The 24,401-nt window shown below is 73.9% G+C and carries 23 protein-coding genes; 12 read left to right on the forward strand and 11 right to left on the reverse strand.

Annotated features, from left to right (window positions below; all coding sequences use genetic code 11):
- The first annotated feature begins 29 nt into the window (after window positions 1–29).
- The 4 genes from ACZ4U1_RS10180 to ACZ4U1_RS10195 all read left to right on the forward strand — a co-directional run bounded on the left by ACZ4U1_RS10180 (window position 30) and on the right by ACZ4U1_RS10195 (window position 4,625).
- Window positions 30–941: an SDR family oxidoreductase gene (locus tag ACZ4U1_RS10180; RefSeq protein ID WP_467901832.1), complete on the forward strand. Its 912-nt coding sequence runs from the start codon at window positions 30–32 to the stop codon at window positions 939–941.
- A gap of 94 nt (window positions 942–1,035) precedes the next feature.
- Window positions 1,036–2,193, forward strand: a complete 1,158-nt coding sequence (locus ACZ4U1_RS10185) for an acyl-CoA dehydrogenase family protein (RefSeq protein ID WP_467901834.1) — start codon at window positions 1,036–1,038, stop codon at window positions 2,191–2,193.
- The gene (locus tag ACZ4U1_RS10190; RefSeq protein ID WP_467901835.1) at window positions 2,193–3,248 is read left to right on the forward strand and encodes a Zn-dependent alcohol dehydrogenase; all 1,056 of its coding nucleotides are present in this window, start codon (window positions 2,193–2,195) and stop codon (window positions 3,246–3,248) included. The genes ACZ4U1_RS10185 and ACZ4U1_RS10190 overlap by 1 nt, the downstream gene beginning before the upstream one ends.
- A gap of 102 nt (window positions 3,249–3,350) precedes the next feature.
- Window positions 3,351–4,625: an MFS transporter gene (locus ACZ4U1_RS10195; RefSeq protein ID WP_467901837.1), complete on the forward strand. Its 1,275-nt coding sequence runs from the start codon at window positions 3,351–3,353 to the stop codon at window positions 4,623–4,625.
- Here ACZ4U1_RS10195 and ACZ4U1_RS10200 read toward each other — a convergent pair.
- Window positions 4,527–5,552 carry a GlxA family transcriptional regulator gene (locus ACZ4U1_RS10200; protein ID WP_467901839.1) on the reverse strand — a complete coding sequence of 342 codons (1,026 nt, stop codon included), beginning with the start codon at window positions 5,550–5,552 and terminating at the stop codon, window positions 4,527–4,529. The two genes, ACZ4U1_RS10195 and ACZ4U1_RS10200, sit on opposite strands and share 99 nt — an antisense overlap.
- Window positions 5,553–5,623: 71 nt before the next feature.
- On the opposite strand from ACZ4U1_RS10200, the gene ACZ4U1_RS10205 reads away from it, so the two are divergent.
- Window positions 5,624–6,931, forward strand: a complete 1,308-nt coding sequence (locus tag ACZ4U1_RS10205; RefSeq protein WP_467901841.1) for an MFS transporter — start codon at window positions 5,624–5,626, stop codon at window positions 6,929–6,931.
- Window positions 6,932–6,976: 45 nt separating this feature from the next.
- Here the strand turns inward: ACZ4U1_RS10205 and ACZ4U1_RS10210 are convergent, their stop codons facing one another.
- From ACZ4U1_RS10210 to ACZ4U1_RS10230, 5 genes are all read right to left on the reverse strand, one after another.
- Window positions 6,977–7,573 carry a flavin reductase family protein gene (locus ACZ4U1_RS10210; protein WP_467901843.1) on the reverse strand — a complete coding sequence of 199 codons (597 nt, stop codon included), beginning with the start codon at window positions 7,571–7,573 and terminating at the stop codon, window positions 6,977–6,979.
- Window positions 7,574–7,592: 19 nt separating this feature from the next.
- The gene (locus ACZ4U1_RS10215; RefSeq protein ID WP_467901845.1) at window positions 7,593–8,384 is read right to left on the reverse strand and encodes an enoyl-CoA hydratase/isomerase family protein; all 792 of its coding nucleotides are present in this window, start codon (window positions 8,382–8,384) and stop codon (window positions 7,593–7,595) included.
- A complete protein-coding gene (locus ACZ4U1_RS10220; protein WP_467901847.1) occupies window positions 8,375–10,594 on the reverse strand; it encodes an acetate--CoA ligase family protein in 2,220 nt (739 codons plus the stop codon). Before ACZ4U1_RS10220 ends, ACZ4U1_RS10215 begins: the two co-directional genes overlap by 10 nt.
- A 151-nt stretch (window positions 10,595–10,745) precedes the next feature.
- Window positions 10,746–11,939, reverse strand: coding sequence for a flavin-containing monooxygenase (locus ACZ4U1_RS10225; protein WP_467901849.1), 1,194 nt, complete (start codon window positions 11,937–11,939; stop codon window positions 10,746–10,748).
- 126 nt (window positions 11,940–12,065) lie between these two features.
- Window positions 12,066–13,673 carry a subtype B tannase gene (locus tag ACZ4U1_RS10230; protein ID WP_467901851.1) on the reverse strand — a complete coding sequence of 536 codons (1,608 nt, stop codon included), beginning with the start codon at window positions 13,671–13,673 and terminating at the stop codon, window positions 12,066–12,068.
- Window positions 13,674–13,863: 190 nt separating this feature from the next.
- On the opposite strand from ACZ4U1_RS10230, the gene ACZ4U1_RS10235 reads away from it, so the two are divergent.
- Together ACZ4U1_RS10235 and ACZ4U1_RS10240 are read left to right on the forward strand one after the other, a co-directional pair.
- Window positions 13,864–14,313 carry a DoxX family protein gene (locus ACZ4U1_RS10235; protein WP_467901853.1) on the forward strand — a complete coding sequence of 150 codons (450 nt, stop codon included), beginning with the start codon at window positions 13,864–13,866 and terminating at the stop codon, window positions 14,311–14,313.
- Window positions 14,313–14,771 carry a Zn-ribbon domain-containing OB-fold protein gene (locus ACZ4U1_RS10240; RefSeq protein ID WP_467901855.1) on the forward strand — a complete coding sequence of 153 codons (459 nt, stop codon included), beginning with the start codon at window positions 14,313–14,315 and terminating at the stop codon, window positions 14,769–14,771. Before ACZ4U1_RS10235 ends, ACZ4U1_RS10240 begins: the two co-directional genes overlap by 1 nt.
- Here the strand turns inward: ACZ4U1_RS10240 and ACZ4U1_RS10245 are convergent.
- The 3 genes from ACZ4U1_RS10245 to ACZ4U1_RS10255 form a co-directional block, all read right to left on the reverse strand.
- Window positions 14,752–15,258, reverse strand: a complete 507-nt coding sequence (locus tag ACZ4U1_RS10245) for a carboxymuconolactone decarboxylase family protein (protein ID WP_467901857.1) — start codon at window positions 15,256–15,258, stop codon at window positions 14,752–14,754. The genes ACZ4U1_RS10240 and ACZ4U1_RS10245 overlap by 20 nt on opposite strands.
- Before the next feature lie 85 nt (window positions 15,259–15,343).
- The gene (locus ACZ4U1_RS10250; RefSeq protein WP_467901859.1) at window positions 15,344–16,012 is read right to left on the reverse strand and encodes a pyridoxine/pyridoxamine 5'-phosphate oxidase; all 669 of its coding nucleotides are present in this window, start codon (window positions 16,010–16,012) and stop codon (window positions 15,344–15,346) included.
- 89 nt (window positions 16,013–16,101) lie between these two features.
- On the reverse strand, window positions 16,102–17,274 hold the full coding sequence (locus ACZ4U1_RS10255) for a thiolase C-terminal domain-containing protein (RefSeq protein ID WP_467901861.1): 1,173 nt from the start codon (window positions 17,272–17,274) through the stop codon (window positions 16,102–16,104).
- Window positions 17,275–17,349: 75 nt separating this feature from the next.
- Here ACZ4U1_RS10255 and ACZ4U1_RS10260 point away from each other — a divergent pair, with 75 nt between their 5' ends.
- Window positions 17,350–18,534, forward strand: a complete 1,185-nt coding sequence (locus ACZ4U1_RS10260; protein WP_467901863.1) for an acyl-CoA dehydrogenase family protein — start codon at window positions 17,350–17,352, stop codon at window positions 18,532–18,534.
- The gene (locus tag ACZ4U1_RS10265; RefSeq protein WP_467901864.1) at window positions 18,534–19,019 is read left to right on the forward strand and encodes a nitroreductase/quinone reductase family protein; all 486 of its coding nucleotides are present in this window, start codon (window positions 18,534–18,536) and stop codon (window positions 19,017–19,019) included. The genes ACZ4U1_RS10260 and ACZ4U1_RS10265 overlap by 1 nt, the downstream gene beginning before the upstream one ends.
- On the opposite strand, the gene ACZ4U1_RS10270 is transcribed toward ACZ4U1_RS10265, so the two are convergent.
- Window positions 19,016–19,633, reverse strand: coding sequence for a LysE family translocator (locus ACZ4U1_RS10270; protein WP_467901866.1), 618 nt, complete (start codon window positions 19,631–19,633; stop codon window positions 19,016–19,018). The two genes, ACZ4U1_RS10265 and ACZ4U1_RS10270, sit on opposite strands and share 4 nt — an antisense overlap.
- 82 nt (window positions 19,634–19,715) lie before the next feature.
- On the opposite strand from ACZ4U1_RS10270, the gene ACZ4U1_RS10275 reads away from it, so the two are divergent.
- The gene (locus ACZ4U1_RS10275; RefSeq protein ID WP_467901868.1) at window positions 19,716–20,168 is read left to right on the forward strand and encodes an Lrp/AsnC family transcriptional regulator; all 453 of its coding nucleotides are present in this window, start codon (window positions 19,716–19,718) and stop codon (window positions 20,166–20,168) included.
- Between the two features lie 73 nt (window positions 20,169–20,241).
- Here the strand turns inward: ACZ4U1_RS10275 and ACZ4U1_RS10280 are convergent, their stop codons facing one another.
- Complete coding sequence (locus ACZ4U1_RS10280; protein ID WP_467901870.1) at window positions 20,242–20,889, reverse strand: TetR/AcrR family transcriptional regulator; 648 nt, start codon at window positions 20,887–20,889, stop codon at window positions 20,242–20,244.
- A gap of 122 nt (window positions 20,890–21,011) precedes the next feature.
- Here ACZ4U1_RS10280 and kbpA point away from each other — a divergent pair, with 122 nt between their 5' ends.
- Window positions 21,012–21,746 carry an AfsK-binding protein KbpA gene (gene kbpA / locus ACZ4U1_RS10285; RefSeq protein ID WP_467901871.1) on the forward strand — a complete coding sequence of 245 codons (735 nt, stop codon included), beginning with the start codon at window positions 21,012–21,014 and terminating at the stop codon, window positions 21,744–21,746.
- A 179-nt stretch (window positions 21,747–21,925) separates the two neighbouring features.
- Window positions 21,926–24,292, forward strand: coding sequence for a protein serine/threonine kinase AfsK (afsK, locus tag ACZ4U1_RS10290; RefSeq protein ID WP_467901873.1), 2,367 nt, complete (start codon window positions 21,926–21,928; stop codon window positions 24,290–24,292).
- The last annotated feature ends 109 nt before the right edge of the window (window positions 24,293–24,401 follow it).

Consider the following 24,401-nt stretch of genomic DNA (forward strand, 5'->3'; position numbering starts at 1 on the left):
CCGTCAGAAACTGCGGGAAGGGGCCGGCTGTGGGGAACTTCTTGGCAGGCAGGGTCGTCGCCGTGACGGGTGCCGGGCGCGGCATCGGGCGCGCGGTGGCGCTGGCGGCGGCGGCCGAGGGCGCGAAGGTCGTCGTCAACGACTACGGCGTGGCGGTGGACGGCGCCTCGCCCACCAGCGAGGTCGCCGAGTCCGTCGTCAAGGAGATCGAGGCGGCGGGCGGCGAGGCCGTCGCGGTCGCCGACGACATCTCCACCATGACGGGCGGGCAGCGGCTCGTGGACACGGCGGTGCAGACCTACGGCCGGATCGACGGGGCCGTGTGCGTGGCGGGCATCCTGCGGGAGCGGATGCTGTTCAACATGACCGAGGAGGAGTGGGACCCGGTCCTCGCCACCCACCTGAAGGGCACGTTCACCGTGTTCCGGGCGGCCTCCGCGGTGATGCGCGGGCAGCGGTCGGGCACGCTGATCGGCTTCACCAGCGGCAACCACCAGGGCTCCGTCTCCCAGGCCAACTACAGCGCCGCCAAGGGCGGGATCATCTCCCTCGTCCGGAGCGCCGCGCTCGGCCTGCACAAGTACGGGGTCACCGCGAACGCCGTGGCGCCGGTGGCGCGCACCCGGATGTCGGCCAACGTGCCCGTCCGGCTGGCGGAGATCGGCGAGCCGGAGGACGTGGCCGCGCTGGTGGTGTACCTGCTCTCCGACCGGGCCGCCGAGCAGGGCATCACCGGGCAGGTGTACACGGTCGCCGGACCGAAGATCGCGGTGTGGGCCCAGCCGAGGGAACTGCGCGCCGCGTACGCCTCCGGCGGGTGGACGCCGGAGACCATCGCCGCGTTTCTGCCGGGGTCGGTGGGGGTGGATCCGATGCCGATGCTCTCCGAGGTGGCGCGGATGGAGGAGGCGGCACGGGGTTCTTCCCGGCCGAACGCCTGAGGAGCCGGGGGTGTTGTGGTCAGGCGACTGCCGGTGCGTCGTGGTTGTTCGCGCAGTTCCCCGCGCCCCTTCGGGGGGCTGAGAGGAGGCCGGTGTGGAATTCGGGTTCCCCGCCGAGGACGAGGCGTTCCGTGCAGAGGTCCGCGCGTGGTTGGCCGAGCACGCCGACGCCTCGCCGGACAGACGGACATGGGAGCGCACCCTCGGCGCCGCCGGCTGGATCGGGCTCGGTTGGCCGGAGCCGGGATACGGCAACCGGACCGCCACCCTCACCCAGCAGGTCGTCTGGGCCGAGGAGTACGCCCGGTCGGGGGCGCCTCCGCGCTCCGGGCACATCGGGGAGAACCTGCTCGCTCCGACCCTCCTCGCCCACGGCGACGACATGCAGAAGAGGCGGTTCCTGCCGCCCGTCGCGGCCGGGGAGGAGCTGTGGTGCCAGGGGTACAGCGAACCCGGCGCGGGGTCCGATCTCGCCGGAGTGCGGACGGTGGCGGTGCGGGAGGGGGCGTACTACCGGATCACGGGGCAGAAGATCTGGACCTCGCTCGCCCACGAGGCCGACTGGTGCTTCGTCCTGGCCCGGACCGACCCGGAGGCGCGCCGGCACCACGGGCTGAGCTTCCTGCTCGTACCGATGGACCAGCCCGGCCGGATCGAGGTCCGGCCCATCCGGCAGCTGACCGGCACGAGCGACTTCAACGAGGTCTTCTTCGACGGTGCACGCGCGTGCGTGGAGCACGTCGTCGGGGGAGAGGGGCGCGGCTGGCGGGTGGCGATGAGCCTGCTCGGATTCGAGCGCGGGGTCTCCACCCTAGCCCAGCAGATCGGCTTCGCCCGGGAACTGGCGGAGGTCGTCCAGGCCGCCGTGGACACCGGAGCCGTACACGACCCGGTGCTGCGCGCCCGGCTCGTCAGGCAGTGGGCCGAGCTGCGTGTGATGCGCTGGAACGCGCTGCGCACCCTCGGCAACTCCACCGGCCCCGCCGGTCCGGGCGCCCCCAGCGTGGCCAAGCTGCTGTGGGCGAACTGGCACCAGCGGCTGGGCGAGCTGGCCGTCGCGGTCCGGGGCGCGGCGGCGGCCGTGGGGCCCGCGGACTGGTCGCCGGCGTCGCCGTACCCGCTCGACGCGGCCCAGCACCTGTTCCTGTTCTCCCGGGCCGACACCCTCTACGGCGGCTCGGACCAGATCCAGCGCACGATCATCGCCGAGCGCGTGCTCGGTCTGCCGGGTGAGCCGAAGGGGGCCGTGTGATGCGCGGTGTGGTGTTCGACGGCACGCGGGTCCGGGTCGTGGACGACCTGGCGGTGCGGGAGCCGGGGCCGGGCGAGGTGCTGGTCGCCATCGCGGCGGCCGGACTGTGCCACAGCGATCTGTCGGTGGTGGACGGCACCATCCCGTTCCCGGCACCGGTGGTGCTCGGCCATGAGGGCGCCGGGGTCGTGGAGGCGGTGGGCGCGGGGGTCACCCATGTCGCGCCCGGTGACCACGTGGCCCTGTCCACCCTCGCCAACTGCGGTACCTGCGCGGAGTGCGACCGGGGGCGGCCGACGATGTGCCGGCAGGCGATCGGGCGCCCGGCGAAGCCGTTCACGCGGGGCGCGGGCGCGGCCCCGGTGTACCAGTTCGCCGCCAACTCGGCCTTCGCGGAACGTACGGTCGTCAAGGCCGTGCAGGCGGTGCGGATCCCGAAGGACATTCCGCTGACGTCGGCCGCGCTGATCGGGTGCGGGGTGCTCACCGGGGTCGGCGCGGTGCTGAACCGGGCGCGGGTGGACCGCGGGGACAGCGTGGTCGTCATCGGCACGGGCGGGATCGGGCTGAACGTCCTCCAGGGCGCGCGGCTCGCGGGCGCCCTCACCGTCGTGGCCGTGGACGCCGACCCGGCCAAGGAGGCGGTGGCCCGGCGGTTCGGCGCGACCGACTTCCTGACGTCGGCGGAAGGAGTGCGGGACCTGCTGCCGACGGGCGCGGACCATGTCTTCGAGTGCGTGGGCCGGGTGGAGCTGATCCGCCAGGCCGTGGACCTGCTCGACCGGCGCGGCCAGGCGGTCCTGCTCGGTGTGCCCCCGGCCACGGCCGAGGCCTCCTTCCTGGTCTCCTCCCTCTACCTGGACAAGTCGATCCTCGGCTGCCGCTACGGCTCCTCGCGCCCCCAGCGGGACATCACCCTGTACGCCGAGCTGTACCGCCGAGGGCGCCTTCTGCTGGACGAGTTGGTGACCGCGGTGTTCCCGGTGGAGGACTTCGAGAAGGCGCGGGCCGAGGCGGAGGCGGGCCGGGTGGCGCGGGCGGTGCTCACCTTCTGAGCCAGCCTCCTGACGCCCCGTCAGTCGGGGTGGGCGCGAAGTTATCCACAGGCTCGGGAAATCGGGGAGCCGTCTGTCGGTGCCGGCCCCTACCGTCGAGGCATGAGCTACCGCGATGTCGTTTCCCGGCGGGTCCTGACCTGGGCCCTGGTGGCCGTCGGCGCCCGAATGCCAGTGGCCATGGCCCCGCTGGCCCTGGTCTTCCTGGTCCGCGAGCGCCCCGGCGGCTACTCCCTGGGCGCGGCCCTGGCCGCCGCCTACGTCATCGGCGAGATCCTCGGCGCCCCCGTGCTCGGCATGCGGCTGAACCCCCGGCGGGCCCGGCCGCACCTGGCCGCCGGACTCGTCGCGGGCGCCGCCGGTTTCGCGGGCCTGGGCGCGTTCCCGGGCGCGCCCGCCGCGATACTCGCCGCGTTCGCCTTCCTCGCCGGGGCCGGTCCCGCCGCGGCGCCCGGCGGGCTGCGCGCGCTGCTCACCTCCCTGGTCCCCGGGCACGCGGCGGCCCAGGCGCTGTCCGTGGAGTCGGTGCTGACGTTCGGTGTCTGGGCCATCTCCCCGGCCACCGTCACCGGCCTGGCCCTCGGCATCGGCCCCCGGTTCCCGCTGCTGCTCGAAGCCGCCCTGATGGCGGCGTCCGTGGCGGGCCTGTGGTTCCTGCCGGCCGGCTGGGCGGCGGACGAACAAGACGAACGCGGCGGGCGGGACGGGAAGGGCGCGTCGCGGCCGCGCGTGCTGGCCCGCGCCTGGCCGGTGTACGTCACGGGCGCGGCGAGCCTGTCCCTGCTGGCCCTCGCCGAACTCGTCCTGCCCGCCCTGCTCGAACAGCGCGGCATCGCCGTGGGCTGGGCGGGCCCGCTGCTCACCGTGATGTCGGTGTCCTCCGCCGCCGGCGCCTTCCTGTACGGCCTGCGGTCCTGGCCGGGGCGGCTCAGCACCCGCAGCGCGGTCCTGATGGCGGGGATGTCGGCCGCGGTGGCCGCGGTCGCCCTGATACCCGGCGCGCCGGGCATCGCGGCGGCGCTGGCCCTGGCCGGGCTGCTCCAGTCCGGCGCGATGCTCACCCGCAACCTGTCCCTGCGCGAGGTGCTGCCGCCGGGCGCGCTGGCCGCGGGCTACTCGGTCATGTACGCCGCCGTCGGCGCCGGTTACGCGGCCACCGGCTCCCTCGCCGGTGCCCTGCTGCCGCTCGCCACGCCCTCGACGGCGGTCCTCGCCGGGGTGGCCCTGACCCTGCTGCTGACGTCGGTCGGCTGGTGGGGCGAGATACGCGCCGGCCGGTCAGCGCAGGGTGCCGACGCCTCCGTTCCGCTCGGTTCCGCCGCCGGTGCGGAAGGTGCGCCGGTAGGCGGTGGGCGTGACCCCGAGTGCCGCCTGTAGGTGCTGGCGCATCGACTGGGCCGTGCCGAAGCCGGACTCCCGGGCCACCTGGTCCATCGACAGATCGGTGGACTCCAGCAGGTGCCGGGCGCGCTCCACGCGCTGCTGGGTGAGCCACTGGCCGGGGCTGACGCCGACCTCCTCGCGGAAGCGGCGGGTGAAGGTGCGCACCGACATCGCCTCCTGCTCGGCCAGGTCCCGCAGCTGGATCGGCTCGTGCAGCCGGCCCAGCGCCCAGGCGCGGGCCGCGGTCGTCGTGGCCAGCTGGGGGTCGGGGACCGGGCGGTGGATGTACTGGGCCTGGCCGCCGTCGCGGTGGGGCGGGACGACCGTGCGGCGGGCCACGTCGTTGGCGACGGCGGTGCCGAAGTCGCGGCGGACCATGTGCAGGCACAGGTCGATCCCGGCGGCCACGCCGGCCGAGGTCAGCACGTCCCCGTCGTCGATGAACAGCACGTCCGGGTCCACCCTGACCTGCGGGAACATCCGTTGGAAGCGCTCGGCGTCGGCCCAGTGCGTGGTCGCGGCGCGGCCGTCGAGGCAGCCGGCGGCGGCGAGGACGTAGACGCCGGTGCAGATGGAGGCGAGCCGGGTGCCGGGGCGGATGTGGGCGAGGGCGGCGGCCAGCTCGTCGGGGAGCCGGCCCTCGTCGTAGAGCGGGCCGCGCTCGTACGACGCCGGGACGATCACCGTGTCGGCCGTGGCCAGCAGCTCGGGTCCGTGGGCGACGTGCACGGCGAAGTCGGCGTCCGTCTCGACCGGGCCGGGCGGCCGGACCGAGCAGGTCAGGACCTCGTACAGGTGCCTGCCTCGGGCGTCCCGCGGGCGGCCGAAGATCCGGTGCGGGATGCCCAGTTCGAAGGGAAGCAGGCCGTCCAGGGCGAGGACGGCGACCCGGTGCGGCCGGAATCCCCCTGTGGTCGTCATGGCCCGATCGTAGCGAAGGCTGTCCGCCGGGCCACTCGATGCGCGGGCATGCGCATCGGAGGCTGGGTGACGTGACTCAGACAAGCCCAGCCGCCGCCCCCGTCCAGGCCCCGCCCGCCCGGCGCCACCGCGTGCACCGCGCCTGGTTCGTCGCCGCCGTCACGTTCGTCACGATCACCGGCGCGGCGGCCTTCCGCTCCCTGCCCGGCCTGCTCATCGACCCGCTGCACCAGGAGTTCGGCTGGTCGCGCGGCACGATCGGCGCGGCCGTCTCCGTCAACCTCGCGCTGTACGGCCTCACCGCGCCGTTCGCCGCCGCGCTGATGGACCGCTTCGGTATCCGCCGGGTGGTCGCCGTCGCGCTCACCGTGATCGCGGTCGGCTCCGGCCTGACCGTGTGGATGACGGCGGCCTGGCAGCTGCTGCTGTGCTGGGGCCTGCTGGTGGGGCTCGGCACCGGTTCGATGGCGCTGGCCTTCGCCGCCACGGTCACCAACCGCTGGTTCACCGAGCGGCGCGGCCTGGTCAGCGGCATCCTCACCGCGGCCTCCGCCTCCGGCCAGCTGGTCTTCCTGCCGCTGCTGTCGTGGATCGTGGAGCACCACCACTGGCGGCCCGCCGCGGTCACGGTCGCCCTGTCCGCGTTCGCCGTGGTCCCCTTCGTCTGGCTGCTCCTGCGCGACCACCCGGCCGACGTGGGCGTGGCGCCGTACGGGGCGCAGGAGTTCGTGCCCAAGCCGCCCCCGGTCACCGGCGCCGCCCGCCGCACCCTCGCCGTGCTGTCCACCTCCGTGCGCACCGGCACCTTCTGGCTGCTCGCCGGCACCTTCGCGATCTGCGGTGCGTCCACCAGCGGCCTGGTCCAGACCCACTTCGTGCCCGCCGAGCACGACCACGGCATGCCCGTGACGACGGCGGCCTCGCTGCTCGCGGTGATCGGCGTGTTCGACGTCGTCGGCACGATCGCCTCCGGCTGGTTCACCGACCGCTTCGAACCGCGCCGCCTGCTCGCTGTCTACTACGCCCTGCGCGGCCTGTCCCTGCTCTTCCTGCCGATGCTGCTGGGACCCGCCGTGCACCCGCCGATGCTCTTCTTCATCGTCTTCTACGGCCTGGACTGGGTGGCCACCGTCCCGCCCACGCTGGCCCTGTGCCGCGAGCAGTTCGGCGAGGACAGCGCCATCGTCTTCGGCTGGGTGCTCGCCTCCCACCAGGTCGGCGCGGCCCTCGTCGCCTACCTCGGCGGGGTCGCCCGCGACGTCTTCGGCTCCTACGACGTCGTCTGGTACGCCTCCGGCACGCTGTGCGCGGCGGCGGCCCTGATGTCCCTGGTCATCCGGCGGACCGGGCCGGCCGCCCTCGCGCCCGCCGTATCCTGAGCCGGGCGCCGCACCCGGTGAGCGGATCGCCGCTGGCCGGCCGGCTCACCCGCCGCCGAGCCGCACGAACCGCCCCCGGTGGAAGAGCAGCGGCTCCTGCTCCCCGTCCGCCCCGAGGGCGTCCACCCGTCCCACGACGATGAGGTGGTCGCCCCCGGTGTGCACGGCGTGGACGGTGCAGTCGATCCAGGCGGCGGTACCGGCGAGCCGCGGTGACCCGGAGACCGGCGCGGGGTCGTACGCGACCCCCGCGAACTTGTCCCCGCCGCTCACCGCGAAGCCCCGGCACAGCTCGTCCTGGCCGGCGCCGAGCACGTTGACGCAGAAGACGCCGGCGCGGGCGATGCGCGGCCAGGTCGTGGACGTACGGCCCACCATGAAGCAGACGAGGAGCGGTTCGAGGGACAGGGAGGAGAAGGACTGGCAGGCGAACCCGGCGGGACCGGGCTCTCCGTCGGCGGCCGGCGCGGTGATCACCGTGACGCCGGTCGCGAAGCTCCCCAGCACCCGCCGGAACTCCGCCTGCCCCACCGGCGCCGGCTCGTCCTCCCGGACACACCGCAACTCCGGCCGTGGCAGCGGCTCCACGGTCCTGGGCCCCAGATACCGAACGGCGGCGGCCGCCGCTCCCGCGTGTCCCATCACGGTCTCATCCTCCCCGTCATCGGCCCCGGAACTCCGGTTCCCTGCGTTCCGCGAACGCCCGCAGGCCCTCCCGGGCGTCCTCGGTGGTCATGTTGATCTCCTGGGCCCAGGCCTCCGCGGCGAAGGCGGCGGCGCGGTCGGTGTCGAGGGAGGTGTTCAGCAGGTGCTTGGTCAGGGCGAGGGCGCGGGTCGGGCCGGAGGCCAGGCGGGCCGCCCAGTCGCGGGACGTCCCGGCCAGCTCCCCGTCCGGCACGACCCGGTTGACCAGACCCAGGCGCTGCGCCTGCGGTGCGGGGAGCGGGTCGCCGAGGAACAGCAGCTCCTTGGCCCGCTGGAGGCCGACGAGGCGGGGCAGGAGGTACGCCCCGCCCGCGTCCGGGACCAGGCCGCGGCGGACGAACACCTCGAGGAAACGGGCGGATTCGGCGGCCAGCACCAGGTCGCAGGCGAAGGCCAGGTGCGCGCCGAGACCGGCCGCCGTGCCGTTCACCGCGGCCAGCACCGGTTTCTCGCAGTCCAGCACGGCGGAGATCAGGCGTTGCGCGCCCAGGCGCAGCATCCGGGCCACGTCGCCCGGGACCCGGTCCCCGGAAGCGGCTCCGCCCCGCAGGTCCGCTCCCGCGCAGAAGCCCCGACCGGTGCCGGTGAGGAGCACCACCCGGACCTGGGGGTCCGCGGAGGCCCGCGCCAGCAGGTCGACGAGGTGGTCGCGCATGGCCGGGGTCAGCGCGTTCAGGGACTCGGGACGGTCCAGGGTCACGTACGACACCTGGTCGCGGATCTCGTGCCGGATGTCCGTCACCGGCACACCACCAGCGCGTCCAGCGCCACCGCGCCCTGCCCCCGGGGCAGCACCATCAGCGGGTTGATGTCCAGCTCGGCGATCCGCCCGCCCAGTTCCAGGGCCATCCGCTGGACCCGCAGGACGACCTCCACCAGCGCGTCCGCGTCGGCCGGCGGGCGGCCCCGGACGCCGGACAGCAGGGCCCGGCCCCGGAGTTCGCCGAGCATGGCGCGTGCCTGGTCCTCCCCGAAGGGCGGGACGCGGACCGCCGCGTCGTGCAGCACCTCCACCAGGATCCCGCCGAGCCCGACCGTCACCGTCGGCCCGAACAGCTCGTCGTGGGTGACGCCGACCATCATCTCCACGCCCTGCTCGACCATCTGGCACACCAGGACGCCGTCCAGCGCCACGCCCTCGTAGCGGGCGATGTCGTTCAGTTCGCGGTACGCGTCGCGGACCTGGCTCGCCGAGGTCAGGCCGATCTTCACGAGCCCCAGCTCCGTCTTGTGGGCGATCTGCGCGCCGGACGCCTTCATCACCACCGGGTAGCCGACCTGCCCGGCCGCCCGTACGGCCGCCGCCGCGCTGGTCACCAGCTGCTCGCGCGGCACCCGGATGCCGTACGCCCGCAGCAGCTGCTTGGCCGCGTGCTCGCTGAGCTGCCGGCCGGGCCGCATCAGGGCCTCCGCCTTGCGGAAGGACGGGGAGGGGGTGCGCGGGGCCGCGTCGAAGGGGGAGCGGTAGTCGGCCACGAAGCGGTGGTGGTCCAGCCAGGCGCGGACGGCGGCCAGGCAGTTGCCGACCGTGCGGAAGGTGGCCACGCGGGAGGAGCCGAGCAGCACCTCCCGGTACGCCGGCTCGGTGCCGGCCGGTGAACCCCACACCACGCACACCAGCTTGTCCGTCTCCTCGGCGGCGTCCACCAGATCGCGGACGAGCTTGTCGCTGAGCGGCGGGAAGGGGCCGGTCACCGGGCAGATCAGGACACCGACCGCGGGGTCGGCGAGAAGCGCGTCGATGATCTTCCGGCCGCGCTCGTCGCCGACCGGGTGGCCGCCGTTGTCCACCGGGTTGGCCACGCTCAGGTACTCCGGTATCCACTGGTGCAGCTCGGCCTGCTTCTCCGGTGACAGCCCCGGCAGCCGCAGCCCCGCCCCGGCGGCCAGGTCGGCGACGTGCGCGCCCGTGCCGCCCGAGATGGAGTAGACGACCACCCCCTGCGCCTGCGGGGGCTTCGCGCGCGCCAGCAGCGCCGCCGTGTCCTGGAGCTGGTCCAGGGCGTCGACGCGGATCACGCCGTACTGCCGCATGGCCGCGTCCACCACGTCGTCGGCGCCGGTGAGCTTGCCGGTGTGCGAGGCGGCCGTCCGGGCACCGGCCTCGGTCCGGCCCACCTTCACGGCGACCACCGGCACCCGGCGGCGGGCGGCGCGGTCGGCGGCCAGCAGGAAGGCACGGCCGTCCTTGAGCCCTTCGACGTAGGCGGCGATCGCGCCGACCTCGGGCTGCTCGGCGAACCAGGACAGGAAGTCGGCGGTCTCCAGGTCGGCCTCGTTGCCGGTGGGCGCCCAGTGCGAGAGCCGGATGCCGAGTTCCTGCAGGGCGAAGACGGGCCGGCCCTGGTGCCCGGACTGGGTGATCAGCGCGATGGCCGGACCGGTGAGGTCCTCCCGGAACCGTTCGAAGGCGTTGAGGTTGGTGTTCGGGCCGAGCAGCCTGAGCCCCGAGCGCCGTACGGCCTCGGCCAGCCGCTCCTGCGCCTCGGCGCCCGCCTCCCCGGTCTCCGCGAACCCCGAGGCGAACGCCACCGCGAACTTCACCTTCGCCTCGGAGAGTTCGGCGATCAGCGGGAGGGGGTCGGCCACCAGCAGCACGGCCAGGTCGACCGGTCCGGGCAGCTCGGCGACGGAGGCCGCACAGGGCAGGCCGAAGACCGAGGGCCGGGTCGGGTGCACCGGGTGCACCCGCGCGCCCACGCGTCCGGCCCAGTCCAGCAGCTGCCGGGTGATCCCGGTGTTCGGCCGCCCCTCGGCGTCCGAGGCGCCGATCACAGCGACCGACTCCGGCCGGAAGAACCGGGTCAGGTCCGGTACGTCCGCGTACAGCGGGCGCCCGCTGACGTCGAGGTCCGCCACCTGGTCGTGGACGGCGGGGCCGGGCCGTTCCTCGCCGCAGGCGATGACCCGGGCCCGGCGGGAGTCGGTGGTGAGGGTGCCGTGGGTCGATCCGAGCATCGTTCCGCCCGCCTCCTCTGAGACAGCCACCAGCAACTGACGCTCTGTCAGGTTACTGAACTGACGGAGTGTCAGGAATGGGTCGGAACGGCAAAGTTACCGCGCGCCTACTTCGGTCCCGGGGGCCTGCTCCGGCCTCCGGGCGACTGCTTCAGCCTGCGGGCGACCGCTCGAGCCCCTTCGCGACCGCCTTCGCGATCCTTCCCGCGTCGATCGCCAGCTCCCGGAGCATCCCGCTGATCGGATTGGTGAACCCGGTGAAGTACAGGCCGGGCGCCTCTGCGGACGTACGGCCGCCGTGTGCCACCGGCCGGCCGCGCTCGTCCAGCACCCCGAGATGCCCGACGAGCCCCTCCAGCGCGCGCTCGTAGCCGGTCGCCGCGATCACCGCGTCGGGCGAGATCCGGCTGCCGTCGGCGAGGACCACCTCGCCGTCCTCGAACGCCTCCACGGCGGCCACGATCTCCACCGTGCCCTTGCGCACGGCGTCGATCAGACCGACGTCCTGCACCGGGATCGCGCCCTGCCTCACCCTGCTGTACAGGCCGGTGTCCGGGCGCGGCAGCCCGTGCGCGGACAGGTCCGGGGTGCTGAGCCGCCCCACCGGCCCGGCGAGCCGGTCCACGAGCCGCACCGGCAGCCGCCGGACCAGCACGCCCGTGTACTGGGCGGCCCAGCCGAGGGTGGAGCGGCGCAGGATGTGCGGCGGTGTGCGCACCGCCAGCCGTACCCGCGCGGCCCCGCCCTCCACCAGGTCCACGGCGATCTCCGCGCCCGTGTTGCCGATCCCGACGACGAGCACGTCCCGGCCCCGGTACGGTTCGGCGTTGCGGTAGCCGCCGGCGTGCAGCAGCTCACCGCCGTACTCCTCCCGGCCCGGCCAGTCGGGCAGCCTCGGGGTGTGGTTGAAGCCGGTGGCGACGACCACCGCGCTGCCGGTCAGCTCCCGGCCGCCGGAGGCGTGCAGCAGCCACCCGGTGCCGTCCGCGGACCGCTCGACGCGGTGCACCTCCACCCCGGTGACGATCTCCAGCTCGTGGTGCTCGGCGTACTTCTCCAGGTAGCGCACCACGTTGTCCCGGGACACCCAGCGGCCGAACCCGCGGGGCATGGCGAGGCCGGGCAGTGCGGACAGCCGCCGGGTGGTGTGCAGGTGCAGCCGGTCGTAGTGCCGCCGCCAGGAGGCGCCCACCCGGTCGGACTTCTCCAGGACCACGGCCCGTACGCCCCGCGCCCGCAGCGCGTACGCGGCGGCGAGACCGCCCGGGCCGGCGCCTATCACGTAGACCGGTCGGTCGGCGGGGGTCGGCGTGAGGCGGGCGGGCGAGGGACGGGAGACGGCCATGAGCGGGAGCGTAATCACACACCCGGTTGATGGGTCTCGGTCAAGACCGGAATTGGTTGCGGATTGATCACGGGTGTACGGGAAGGGTGTCCCGGCCGTGAAGAACCGGCCGGGAGGGTGTTCCCGCTACCGCTTCTCGGCGCGGTACCCGGTGACCTTGGCGATCCAGGTGATGAAGTCGCCGGGGTCGGTGTTGGCGCCGTGGCCCTGGTCCCAGTAGTAGAGGTGGTCGACGTCGTCGCCGAGGCCCGCCGCGGCGGCGGCGAGGTTCGCGGACACCGTCAGCGAGGTGTCGGAGTCCTTGGTGCCGAGCCGGATCCACCAGTGCTTCGAGCGGTGCGGGTTGGCCTTCTCCACCAGGTGGTACATCGGGTTCATCAGCCGCAGCAGCTCGGGGATGTCACTGTCCAGGCGCTTGGAGGTGACCCCGGTGGTGTCGTTCTTCAGGCCGTACGCGGTGAAGTGCCGGGCCAGGGTCGTGCCCTTGCCGAACTCGTTGTTCTCGCCGGTCGACAGGTCGAAGGCGTCGAAGGCCGGCGCCGTCTTCTTGCGGGCGCCGACGTGGCTGAGGAAGTCTTCCCAGGAGAACGTGGCCTTCTTGCCGTCCCAGGTGAGGAAGGTGTTCGCGGCCAGGTACGCCGTGCGGTCCGCGTCCGACAGCGCGGCGAGGTACCGGGTCGCCGACGGCTCCAGGTACTGCCGGAGCAGGTACTCGTCGTAGCTGCGGGCGGTGAGCGGGCCGAAGCCGTTCAGGCCCTTGAGGCGCAGGGAGGCCTGGTACTCGGCGAACTGCGCCCGCAGCTGCCTGGAGACGGTCTGGTCGACGGTCTTGCCGGTGGACTGGGTGACGTTGGTGCCCCAGTTCCACTCGTAGGCGGCGTCGGCGTGCTCCAGGTCGGTGATCGGGCACCAGGCGCCGGTGGCGAAGATCGCGTCGGAGGCGTCGGCCGCGCCCAGCTCCTCCAGGTACTTCTCGTACAGGGGGCTGTCCCCGGAGGCGCCGAGCAGCGCGGACAGGGCACCGCCCGCGCTGGTGCCCGCGGAGACGATCCGGTCGGTGTCGCCGGGGATGCGGCCCTTGTTGGACCGCACGTACCGCACGGCGGCCTTCAGGTCGACGATCGCGGCGGGCGCGACGCCGTAGTACTCGCCGTCGGAGTTCTTGAGCGTACGGCCCCGGGCCCCCGGCTCGACCACGACGTACCCGGCGGCCAGGGCCAGCAGCTGGTTGGTGCTGAGCGCGCCGCCGGTGCCGTTGGTGTTGCCATTGGCGCCCGGGGCGGAGGCCGAAGCGCCGGCGGAGGGCGTACCGCTGGGCGTGCCGCCGCCGGGCATGCCGCCACCGGGCATGCCGCCGCCCATGCCCCCGCCGCCGATCCCGGTCGCGTCGGCCACCGAGGACGGCATGTAGCCGCCGACGGAGTTCGCGAACAGGATCGGCGCGTCGGAGGCGTCCACGGCGGTGCCGTCGATCTCGACCGGGACGCTGACGTTCAGGCACTGGTACCGCGTGTCGACCGGGTCGGCGACGTAGGTGATCGCCTTCCAGAAGCGGTAGGTCACCGCGTGCTTGGTGCCCTCGGTGTCCGTGACCGTCGTCGTGAGTGTGGTGTACGCGTCCGGGTCGAACACCAGCGCGTCGGAGGACGACGCGGAGCCGGAGTCGCTCGACGCCCGCGCGGTCAGGGCGATGCCCCCCACGGCCGCGACACCGGCGGTGGCCCCGATGCCCATGACGACGGTCCTGCGCCTTACTGCCCTGTGCTTCACCCTACTGCCTCTCGTCCTGCCTTCTCCTGACCTTGCGTCTGCGAACGTAAGGTGACGCCAACAAAATCGTCAACAATTTGTGGGCGATTCAGGGCCGATTCACGGCGGGCTCACAGGGTGGGCTTCCCGTGCGAACTGACGTACCGTCAGATCCATGGACGCGATAGGGCTCGACGGCGCGGAATGGCTGGCGGTGCTGCGGATCGGACTGGGCCTGTGGTGGCTGGAGAGCTGGCGGCACAAGGACAAGAAGGCCTGGTTCGAGCGGGGCAGCGGCATCGCCTGGGCGGCGGACGTCGCGGCGAAGCACCGGTGGACCCCGGTCCGGGCGGGCTTCGACACGGTGGTGAAACCCCACCCGAAGCTGATGGCGTACGTGGTCGCCTACGCCGAGCTCTCCCTGGGCCTCGGCCTGATCGCCGGCTTCCTGACCCCGGTCGCCCTGATCGGCGGCCTGCTCCTCAACGCCCTCTACTTCGTCCTCATGATCCAGGACTGGGCGGAGCAGGGCCAGAACTCGATGATGGCCCTGATCTCCCTGGTCGGGTTCTTCGGCATGTCCTGGCAGACCTGGTCGCTGGACGCGGCGCTGGGGTGGTTCTGATGGGCGGCAACGACGTGACGGGCGGCCCGCGCCACGACCTCCCGGAGACCGACGCCCTCACCCGCCCCTACTGGGAGGCGGCCGCCGGGGGCCGCCTGCTGATCCGCCGCTGCGGGGCCTGCGACCGGGCCCACCACTACCCCCGCGAGTTCTGCCCGCACTGCTGGAGCGAGCAGGTCACCTGGGAGGAGGCGAGCGGCCGGGCCACGCTCTACACGTGGTCCACGGTCCACCGCAACGACCTGCCCCCGTTCACCGCCCGCGTCCCCTACCTGGCCGCGGTCGTCGACCTGGCCGAGGGCCCCCGGATGATGACGGAACTGGTGGACTGCCCGGAGGACACCGTGCGGGCCGGAATGCCGCTGGAGGTGACGTTCCGGCACGGGATCCCGGTGTTCCGGGCGGGGCCGGGCGGCCGCGAGCCCGGCCCGGACCGGCTCAGTTCCACGGGTCGGTGAACGACCGGCCCGGCACCGGCTTGGCGATGAGCGCCACGGGGACGAAGAAGTTCACCTGGCCGATCGCGAACATCAGCGTGGCGAGCGCCTTGCCCTCGTAGTGCTCGGCCGCCTGCGCGTACAGCTCGTCGGAGACCCGCTCGCCGGACGCCGACGGCTGGAGCACGGCCTCCACCAGCGCCAGCGCGGCCCGCTCGGCGGCGGTGAAGTACGGCGAGTCCTGCCAGGACGCCACCGAGGTGATCCGCTCCTCCGACTGCCCGGCCTTGCGCAGGAAGCCCGTGTGCAGCACGGTCAGATAGGTGCTGCCGACGATCTGCCCGGCCCGCAGCTGAACCAGGCTGATCGTGGAGCGCGGCACCGAGCCGTTGCCGGTGGCCCGGAACAGCGCCGCCGACACCTCCGCCAGCTCGGGCACGAGCTGCGCGGGGTCCTCGGGCATACGGGGGGCCATCGGGACCTCGGCCGTGATCGAACGCTTCTCCATCGCCGTCTCCTCGCTGCTTGTCAGTTGCTTTCACTGCCCTGACGGACGGCGGCGCGGAAGTGTGACCGGCGGAGGAAGAAACTTCTCACGGCCACAACAGCGCCCGGCTCCAGCCGAACTCCGTGCTGCGGTACTCCAGGCGTACGTGCCGCCGGTCCGGGTCCCCCTGGAAGAACTCCACGGTCTCCGGGCGCAGCCGGTACAGGGTCCAGGTCGGCGACGGCTCCCCGGGGTTCGCCCGGGCCCGCTCCCAGGCCGCCTCCGACGCCCGCCGCAGCTCCGCCACCGAGGCCAGCTCCTCGCTCTGCCGGCCGGTCAGCGCGGCGGCCAGCGCGCCCGTGGACCGGGCGTGCAGGTCGGCCTGGCTCTCCTCGGACGGCGCGGACGTGACCGGGCCCCGCACCCGCACCTGGCGGCCCAGCACCGGCCAGTAGAAGACCAGGGCGGCGTACGGCCGGGCGGCCAGCGCGCGGCCCTTGCGGCTGGAGGAATGCGTGGCGAACGCCCAGCCGTCCGGGTCGGCGCCGTGCAGCATCACGATCCGTACGTCCGGCCTGCCCTCCTCGTCCACGGTCGCCAGCGACATGGTGTGCGGCTCGGGCTGCCCCGCCGCCACCGCCTCCGCGAACCAGGACGTGAACAGGGCCAGCGGGGTGGGCGGAGCCGTGTCGGGGTCGAAGGGCGGCAGCTGGGTCACCTCGGGGTCCCAGACCCGCAGCGAGCGGAGCAGTTCGTGAAGATCGTGCTGTGCCATGGGGCGAGTATCACCGCTGACGCGGCGCTCAGTCCCGCGCCACCCCCCCCGCCCTCCCGCTCGGCCCCGCCTCCCCCGCTCGGTCCCGCTCAGTCCCGTGCCAGCACCACCGTCCCCGAGGAGCAGAACCAGCCCCCGGTCCCCGAGGCCACGCCCAGCCGGGGCAACCCGCCGTCCCGGGTCCGCACCTGCCGTTCCCCGGCCTCACCGCGCAGCTGCCGTACCGCCTCCACCAGCAGGAACAGCCCCCGCATCCCCGGATGCTGGGCCGACAGCCCGCCCCCGTCCGTGTTCACCGGCAGCTCCCCGCCCCGGACCAGCAGCCGGCCCTTCTCCACGAACGCCCCGCCCTCGCCCTTCGCGCAGAAGCCCAGGTCCTCCAGGGTCACCAGGGTCATGTAGGTGAAGGCGTCGTAGATCTCCGCGAAGTCGATGTCCGCCGGGGTCACCCCCGCCCGTCCGAACGCCAGCCGGCCGCTCACCGCCGCCGGGGAGACCGTGAAGTCCTCCCACTCCGACATGGCGGCGTGGGAGACGTGCTCGCCGGTGCCGAGGATCCGGACGGGGACCGTACGGCAGTCCCGTACGTACTCCTCGGCCGCCAGCAGGACCGCCGCGCCACCGTCCGAGCGCAGACAGCAGTGCAGCTTGGTGAAGGGGTCCGCGACCATCGGGCCGGACAGGACGTCGTCGACGGTGATCGGATCGCGGAACATCGCCTCCGGGTTCAGCGCGGCGTTCGCCCGCGCCTGGACGGCCACCTGGGCCAGCTGCTCGATCGTCGTGCCGTACTCGACCATGTGCCGGCGGGCCGCCATCGCGTACTTGGCGATCAGCGTGTGGCCGTACGGCGCCTCGAACTGGAGGGGGCCGCGCGCGCCGAAGGACAGGGTGCCCGTGCGGCGGCCCGCCCTGATGTCCGCGCGGGCCGTGGAGCCGTAGACCAGCAGCACGGCGCCCGCGTGGCCGGCCGCTATCGCGTCCGCCGCGTGCGCCGCCATCACCTCCCAGGTCGAGCCGCCGACCGAGGTGGAGTCCACCCAGGTGGGGCGCAGGCCCAGGTACTCGGCGACCTCCACCGGCGCCAGCGTGCCGAGGCCGGCGGAGGCGAAACCGTCGACCACCGCCCGGTCCAGGCCCGCGTCGGCGAGGGCCCGGCGGGCCGCCTGGGCGTGCAGCGCGTACGGCGTCGCGTCGTCCACCCGTCCGCAGTCGGACAGGGCCACACCGACCACGGCGGCCTTCCTGCTCCCTCGGCCCATGAGCGGGCTCCTCCCTCTGGGCATCTCGTTCCGGCCCACCTAATATGACGCCCCGTCAGATGGGGAGGGAAGGCCATGGACACGCGCCTCACCGCCGAGCAGGACGAGATCCGCCGGACCCTGCGCGAGCTGCTGCACCGACGCTGCGGCCCGGCAGAGGTGCGGGCCGCCGCCGACACCCCCGCCGGACACGACCCCCTGCTGTGGTCGGCCCTCGCCGACCGGCTCGGCCTGCCCGGACTCGCCCTCCCCGAGCGGTACGGCGGTGCCGGCTGCTCCGTCACCGAACTGGCCCTCGCCTGCGAGGAGGTGGGGCGGGCGCTCACCCCCTCACCGCTGCTCGCCACCTCCGTCCTCACCGCCCCGCTGGTCCTCGCCCTCGGCACCGAGGACCAGCGCGCCGGCCTGCTGCCCCGGATCGCCGCCGGCACCCTCACCGCCACCCTCGCCGTCCCCGGGCCCGCCCTCACCACCGCCCTCGCCCTGACCGGCGGGAACGACACGTACAGCGCCGGCGGCGGACGGGCCGGCGGGGTGCAGGCACGGCGGGCGGAGGGTGGCTGGCGGCTGTACGGGGAGGCCGCGCAGGTGCTGGACGGGCACAGCGCGGGGACGCTGCTCGTCGCCGCGCACACCGGGGGCTTCGCCCGCTCGCGGACCCTGCTGTTCCTCGTCCCGGGGGACGCGGCCGGCCTGGCCCGCACCCGGCAGACCGCGCTGGACGCCACCCGCCCCCAGGGCCGCGTGCAACTACGGGACGTGAGCGCCGAGTTGTTGGGATCGGAGGACGCGGACGCGCGCCCCGCCCTCGCCGCACTCGGCGACACCGCCGCCGCCGTGCTCGCCGCCGAGGCCGTCGGCGCCGCCGACCGGATCCTGGAGCGGACCGTCGAATACGCCGGACAGCGCAGGCAGTTCGGGCGCCCCATCGGCTCCTTCCAGGCCGTCAAGCACCGGCTGGCGGACGTGTACGTCGAGGTCCAGGCGGCCCGGTCCGCCGCGTACTACGCCGCCTGGGCGGCCGGCCGGGGGCAGCGGGCCGGTTCACTCGCCCTCGCCCAGGGGCTTCAGGCGCTGCGCCGGGCCGCCGCCGAGGGGATCCAGCTGCACGGCGGGATCGGGTTCACCTGGGAGCACGACGCCCACCTGTACTTCAAGCGGGCGGCCGGCGACGAGCTGCTGTTCGGCCCGGTGCACCGGCTCCGCGACCGGGCCGCCGAGACGGCCGGGCTGTTCGCGGGCGGGGAGGTGGCCGTCTGATGCCCGCGGCACTCGGCGTCCGGCTCGTGCAGAAGGCGTCCTCCACCCGGCTGTTCGCCAAGGTCGCCCCGCATGTCGTCCCGGCCCTCGACCGGGGCGTGCACCGGCTCACCAGGGGCCGGGTGCTGCTCAGCGCCCAGCTGCTGCCCGGCGTGGTCCTCACCTCGACGGGAGCGAGGACGGGGCGGCCCCGCCGGACCCCGCTGGCCTGCATGCCGGAGGAGGACGGCAGGACCTGGATCCTGGTCGGCTCCAACTTCGGCCGCCCCGTCCATCCCGCCTGGACCCACAACCTCCTCGCCCACCCGGAGGCCTCGGTGAGCTGGAAGGGCCGGGACTTCCCGGTCACGGCCCGGCTGCTCACGGGCGAGGAGCGGGCCGCCGTCTGGCAGGCACTGCTGGCGTTCTGGCCGCCGTACGCCACCTACCAGGCGCGGGTGGAGCGGGAGATCCGGCTGTTCCGGCTCACCAGGAACCCGGATTAGAGCGTCGCCAGCCGCTCCGCGAGCAGGAACGCGCCGATCCCCAGCATCGCCGCCCCCGACGTACGCGTCACCGCCCGGGCCGCCGTGGGCCGCGCCGCGAGGAGGGCGCGGGCGAGGGTGCCCACGGTGAGGTAGACGGCCGCGCAGCACGCCATGTGGAGGAGGCCGAGGGCAGCCGTCTGGGCGGGGACGGGCAGGTGGCTGCCCCTGAGGGTGAGGAACTGGGGGAGCACCGAGAGATAGAGCAGCAGGCCCTTGGGGTTCAGGCCGCTGATCGTGGCGCCGCGCAGGAAGAGCCGGCCCTCGGGCGCTGCCGTGCTGTCCGCGTCCGGGACCGCCGGGCGGCGCAGGACGCCCCAGCCCAGCCAGAGCAGATAGCCCGCGCCCGCCACCGTCAGGGCCGTCAGCAGCCGGGGCGAGCCCGCCACCAGCACGGCCAGGCCCGCCGTCGCCAGCGCCGTGTGCAGGGCGTAGCCGCAGACCAGGCCCGCCACCGCGCGCGGTACCGAGGCGCCGCGCAGCGCGGTCGTGATGACGTACGCCCAGTCGGCGCCCGGTACGCACACCAGCAGCAGGTCCACGAGGAGGAAGGAGAGGAGCAGTGCCGAGTCCATACAGGGGACATTAGGTGTGAATGGCCCGAAAGTGTTCCCGGAGTTTGCCCATGATCGCCGCTTCTGCGCAAATATCTACTTCATGGACGACGTGGACCGGAAAATCCTTGCCGAGCTGCAGCAGGACGGGCGGCTGACCGTGACCGAGCTGGCCGCCCGGGTGCGGCTCAGCGTCTCGCCCTGCCACCGGCGGCTGCGCGAGCTGGAGCGGTCCGGCGCCATCCGGGGCTACCGCGCGGTGGTGGACCCGGCCTCGCTCGGCCTGAACTTCGAGGCGCTGGTCTTCGTGTCCATGCGCCAGGAGGACCGGGACACGGTCGCGGAGTTCGAGCGGGCGGTCGGCGAGCTGGAGCACGTCCTGGACGCCCAGCGGCTGTTCGGCGAGCCGGACTACCTGCTCCGGGTGGCCACCGCCGACCTGGCCGCCTTCCAGCGGCTGTACGACGAGCGGCTGGCGACCCTGCCGGGGGTGCAGCGGCTGACGTCGACGCTGGTGATGAAGCACGTGGTGCGGGACAGGCCGTTGCCGGCGTAGACGGCAGGCGGTGGCTCACCGTGTGAACCACCGCCTGCCTGACAGGACTTGGACCCTGGCAACGGGTGCGTACTTACTTGGAGGGCTTCTTGCCGGTCACGCCCAGGTGCACCAACAACGCGAGGTTCGGCTTGAGTTCGGCCTGCTTCACACCCCAGGAGGAGAAGCCCTTCTGGTGGGCCGCCACCGCCGCGAGCATCGCGACCAGCGAACCGGCCACCGCCGCCGGGTTCACGTCCTTGTCGACCCGGCCCTTGGACTGGAGTTCCTTGATGGAGTCCGTGAGGGAGTTGGTGACCGAGTTCAGGATCTTCATACGGATCTTGTAGAACCGTTTGTCCCCCTCGGCCGCGCCGAGGTCGACCACCCGCAGGATCGCGTCGTTGTTCCGCCAGAACTCCAGGAATCCGTCCACGAGTTCCTGCGCGGTGGCCCAACCGGACTTGCCGGCCCAGCTGCGCCCTTCGAGCAGTTCGGTCAACCCGGCACCCTCGGTCGCCATCTGCTCGGCGATCTCCAGGACGGCGCCCTCGACGTCGGGGAAGTACTGGTAGAAGGTCGCGGGCGAAGTGCCCGCCTTCCGGGCGACATCGATGACCTTGACGTCCCGGTACGGGGAGGAGCTGAGCATCTCGCTGAGGCAGTCGAGCAGCTTCTGCCGGGTCGCCTGCCCACGCCGGCCGGCCACGCGGCCGTCGACGGTACGCACTTGTCCTGTCATGCCGTCAGCTTACCGAGGGGTGATCGGAGCGCGATTCGGCCGACTGCAAATGGGGTGCACGGGGGTATCGGGGATGGTGTGCCTGGTCTGCGGGGTGCGCGCGGCCCGGTTACTTTGACGGCATGGCCGAAAACAGGGCATCCGCGAACGAAGAGGCATACGGGGAGGGCGTCCCCTGCTGGGTGGACGCCGAGCTGCCCGACGTGGAGGCGGGCAAGCGGTTCTACGGTGAGCTTTTCGGATGGACCTTCCAGGAGGCGTACGGCTCCTCGGTGTGGGCCCTGCTGGACGGCGACCGCGTCGCCTCGCTGGCGCCCAAGACGGACGGCCGTATGCCCACCGTCTGGACGGTCTCCTTCGCGACCTCCGACGCGGGCGCCCTCGGCCGGCGGATCACGGCGGCCGGCGGGCAGGTGGTCATGGCCCCGTTCCCGGTCGGCGACCTCGGCACCGCCGCCCTCGCCGCCGACCCCGAGGGTGCGGTCTTCGGCCTCTGGCAGCCCGGCACCCACCCCGGCTTCGGGCGGCGGCACGAGCCGGGCACCTTCGTCTGGGCCGAGCTGTACACCCGGGACACCGCCGCGGCCAACACCTTCTACGGCGGCCTCTTCCACGACGCCCTGTTCGGCACCGACGCCGAGCCCGACTTCGGCCGCGCGCACGTCACCGAGGTCTTCCCGGCCGAGATGCCTCCGCACTTCCTCGTCCACTTCCGGGTGACGGATCTGGACGACGCCCTAGGGGCCGTACAGCGGCTCGGCGGGCGCGTCCAGGCGCCACCCTTCGAGACGTCGTACGGACGAGTGGCCGTCGTCACCGACAATCAGGGGGCGTCGTTCGCGCTGCTGCGGCGCTGATCCGTACGCTTTGGTCGGGTTGGGCATGAGACACCCCGATTGTCACCGGGTTCGCAACCGGCCGCCCGGCCAGGAAGAATCGGGGTGCGTGCCGCCAGGGCGGTGCGGTGGTGAGACGCTGCACTCCGGTCGCGTACATATGGAGAGTGGCGCGGCTCGTACGGGGAGGTGGCAGGCAAGTGGTGGATCAGCTGACGCAGCACGATCCGCGGCGGATCGGGCCGTTCGAGGTGCTGGGCCGGCTGGGCGCCGGCGGCATGGGGCTGGTCTATCTCGCGCGCTCGGCGTCCGGCCGGCGCGTGGCGATCAAGACGGTGCGCACCGAGCTGGCCGAGGACCAGCTCTTCCGCGTCCGCTTCACCCGCGAGGTGGAGGCGGCCCGCGCGGTCTCCGGCTTCTACACCGCGGCCGTGGTCGACGCCGACCCGCGCGCCGCCGTGCCCTGGCTGGCCACCGCCTACGTCCCCGCGCCCTCGCTGGAAGAGATAGTGAACGAGTGCGGGCCCCTCCCGGCCCAGGCCGTGCGCTGGCTCGCGGCGGGCGTCGCCGAGGCCCTCCAGTCCATCCACGGCGCCGGGCTGGTCCACCGCGACCTCAAGCCCTCCAACGTGCTCGTGGTCGAGGACGGCCCCCGGGTGATCGACTTCGGTATCGCCTCGGGCGTCTCCAACACGCGTCTGACCATGACGAACGTCGCCGTCGGCACCCCCGCCTACATGTCCCCCGAGCAGGCCAAGGACTCCCGCAGCGTCACCGGCGCCAGCGACGTCTTCTCCCTCGGCTCCACCCTCGTCTTCGCGGCCACCGGCCACCCGCCCTTCCACGGCGCCAACCCGGTCGAGACCGTCTTCATGCTGCTCCGCGAGGGCCCGGACCTCACCGGGCTCCCGGACGAGCTGCGCCCGCTGATCGAGGCCTGCATGCAGATGGAGGCCGCCGCCCGGCCCACCCCGGCCGACCTCCAGGCCCAGCTCGCCCCGCACCTGTTCGGCTCCGGCTCCGACGACAGCGGCACCGCCTCCGCCTGGCTGCCCGAGAAGGCGGTCGCCCTCATCGAGGCCCGCGGCCGCGGCGGACGCCCCATCGCCAAGCCCGCCCAGGCCCCGACCGGCGGCCCGCGCAGCGGCGACCGGCAGGCCGTACCCCCGCCACCGCCGTACGACCCCCCGGTCCCGGTGCCCGCGAGCGCCCCGGTGTCCGTCCCGGCCGGCGCCCCCGACACCGGCCCGCTCCGGCTGGCCGGCGCCCCGGTGCCCATCGGCCCCGGCCCCCGGGTCGCCGACGCCCGGGCCGCCGCCGTCAAGGCACCCCCGCCCGAGGCCGGCCTGGTCGCCAGCTGGTCCCGGCCGCGCACCGGCGTGGCCGGCGCCGACCCCGCCGTACCGCCCGTACCGCCGACGCCCCCGGAGACGGCGAGCGGCTGGCGCCCCTGGCGGTTCCGCATGTCCAACGACGTGTGGGGCACCCCCGCCGTCGACGGCGACCTGGTCTACGTCACCTCCTTCGAGGTGCACGCCCTGGACGTCGGCACCGGCCGGCGCCGCTTCAAGACCCGGGACGTCGCCTGGTCCATGGCGGTGGCGGACGGCCGTATCCACGCCTCCGACGGCCCCACCCTGTTCGCCCTGGACGCCCGCGAGGGCACCGACCTGTGGCGGCTGTCCACGGACGCCTGGGTGTACTCCCTCAAGGCCGACCGCGGCACCGTCGTCACCGGCACCCGCGGCGGCGGCGTCCAGGCCTGGGAGGCCGCGGGCGGGCAGAAGCTGTGGGAGATCACCGGCTGCCAGACCGACTTCGAGTCCCCCGAGGCGGGCCCGGTCGTCCACGACGGCACGGTGTACGTCTGGCAGGACGCCCGGCTGCGCGCCCTGGAGGCCCGCACCGGCGAGGAGCGCTGGTCGTACCCCATCGGCGACGCGGCCTCCTGCGGCGGCGTCCCGGTCCGGCTGACCCCCGCCCCCGACGGGTACGTCTACGTCTCCGCCGGCACCCGCGTGCTCGCCGTCGAGGCGGTGAGCGGCATGGTCCGCTGGCACTTCGAGGCCCCGGCGGTCTTCCTGAGCCCGCCCGCCTTCGCCCCGGGCCCGGCCGTCACCGGCGGCGGCGTGTACCTCGCCGACTACCTCGGCACGGTCTACGCCCTCGACGCCACCGACGGCCGCGACCGCTGGCGCATCGCCACCGAGGCCCGCTCCTCCATCGAGCCGGTCCTGGTGGCCGCCGGGCACGTGCACGTCGGCAGCGGCACGGGCCTGTACACCCTGGACGCGGTCACCGGCACCCCCAAGTGGCGCTTCCAGGCGGGCGGCGAGGTCGTGGGCGCGCCCGCCGTCGCGGAGGGCCGCATCCACTTCGGTTCCACCGACCACCTCCTCTACACCCTGAAGGCCGACGACGGCCGCCTGCGCTGGAAGCTCGCCACCGGCGGCGAGATCACCGGCTCCCCGGTGGTCAAGGACGGCGTGGTGTACGCGTGCAGCAAGGACCGGTGCGTGTACGCGCTGGACGCGGAGAAGGGCACGGGGACCGCGCGGACCGCTTGAGCGGGTGACGGCCGTCGTACCGGTTACACGGAAGGGCCTGGGACGGCGGCCGTCGTCGCGGGGGAGCGGTGCCCGCACCGCTCTCAGGGCAGACGCTACGCCGGGTACG

This window comes from Streptomyces sp. NPDC028928, assembly GCF_055564915.1.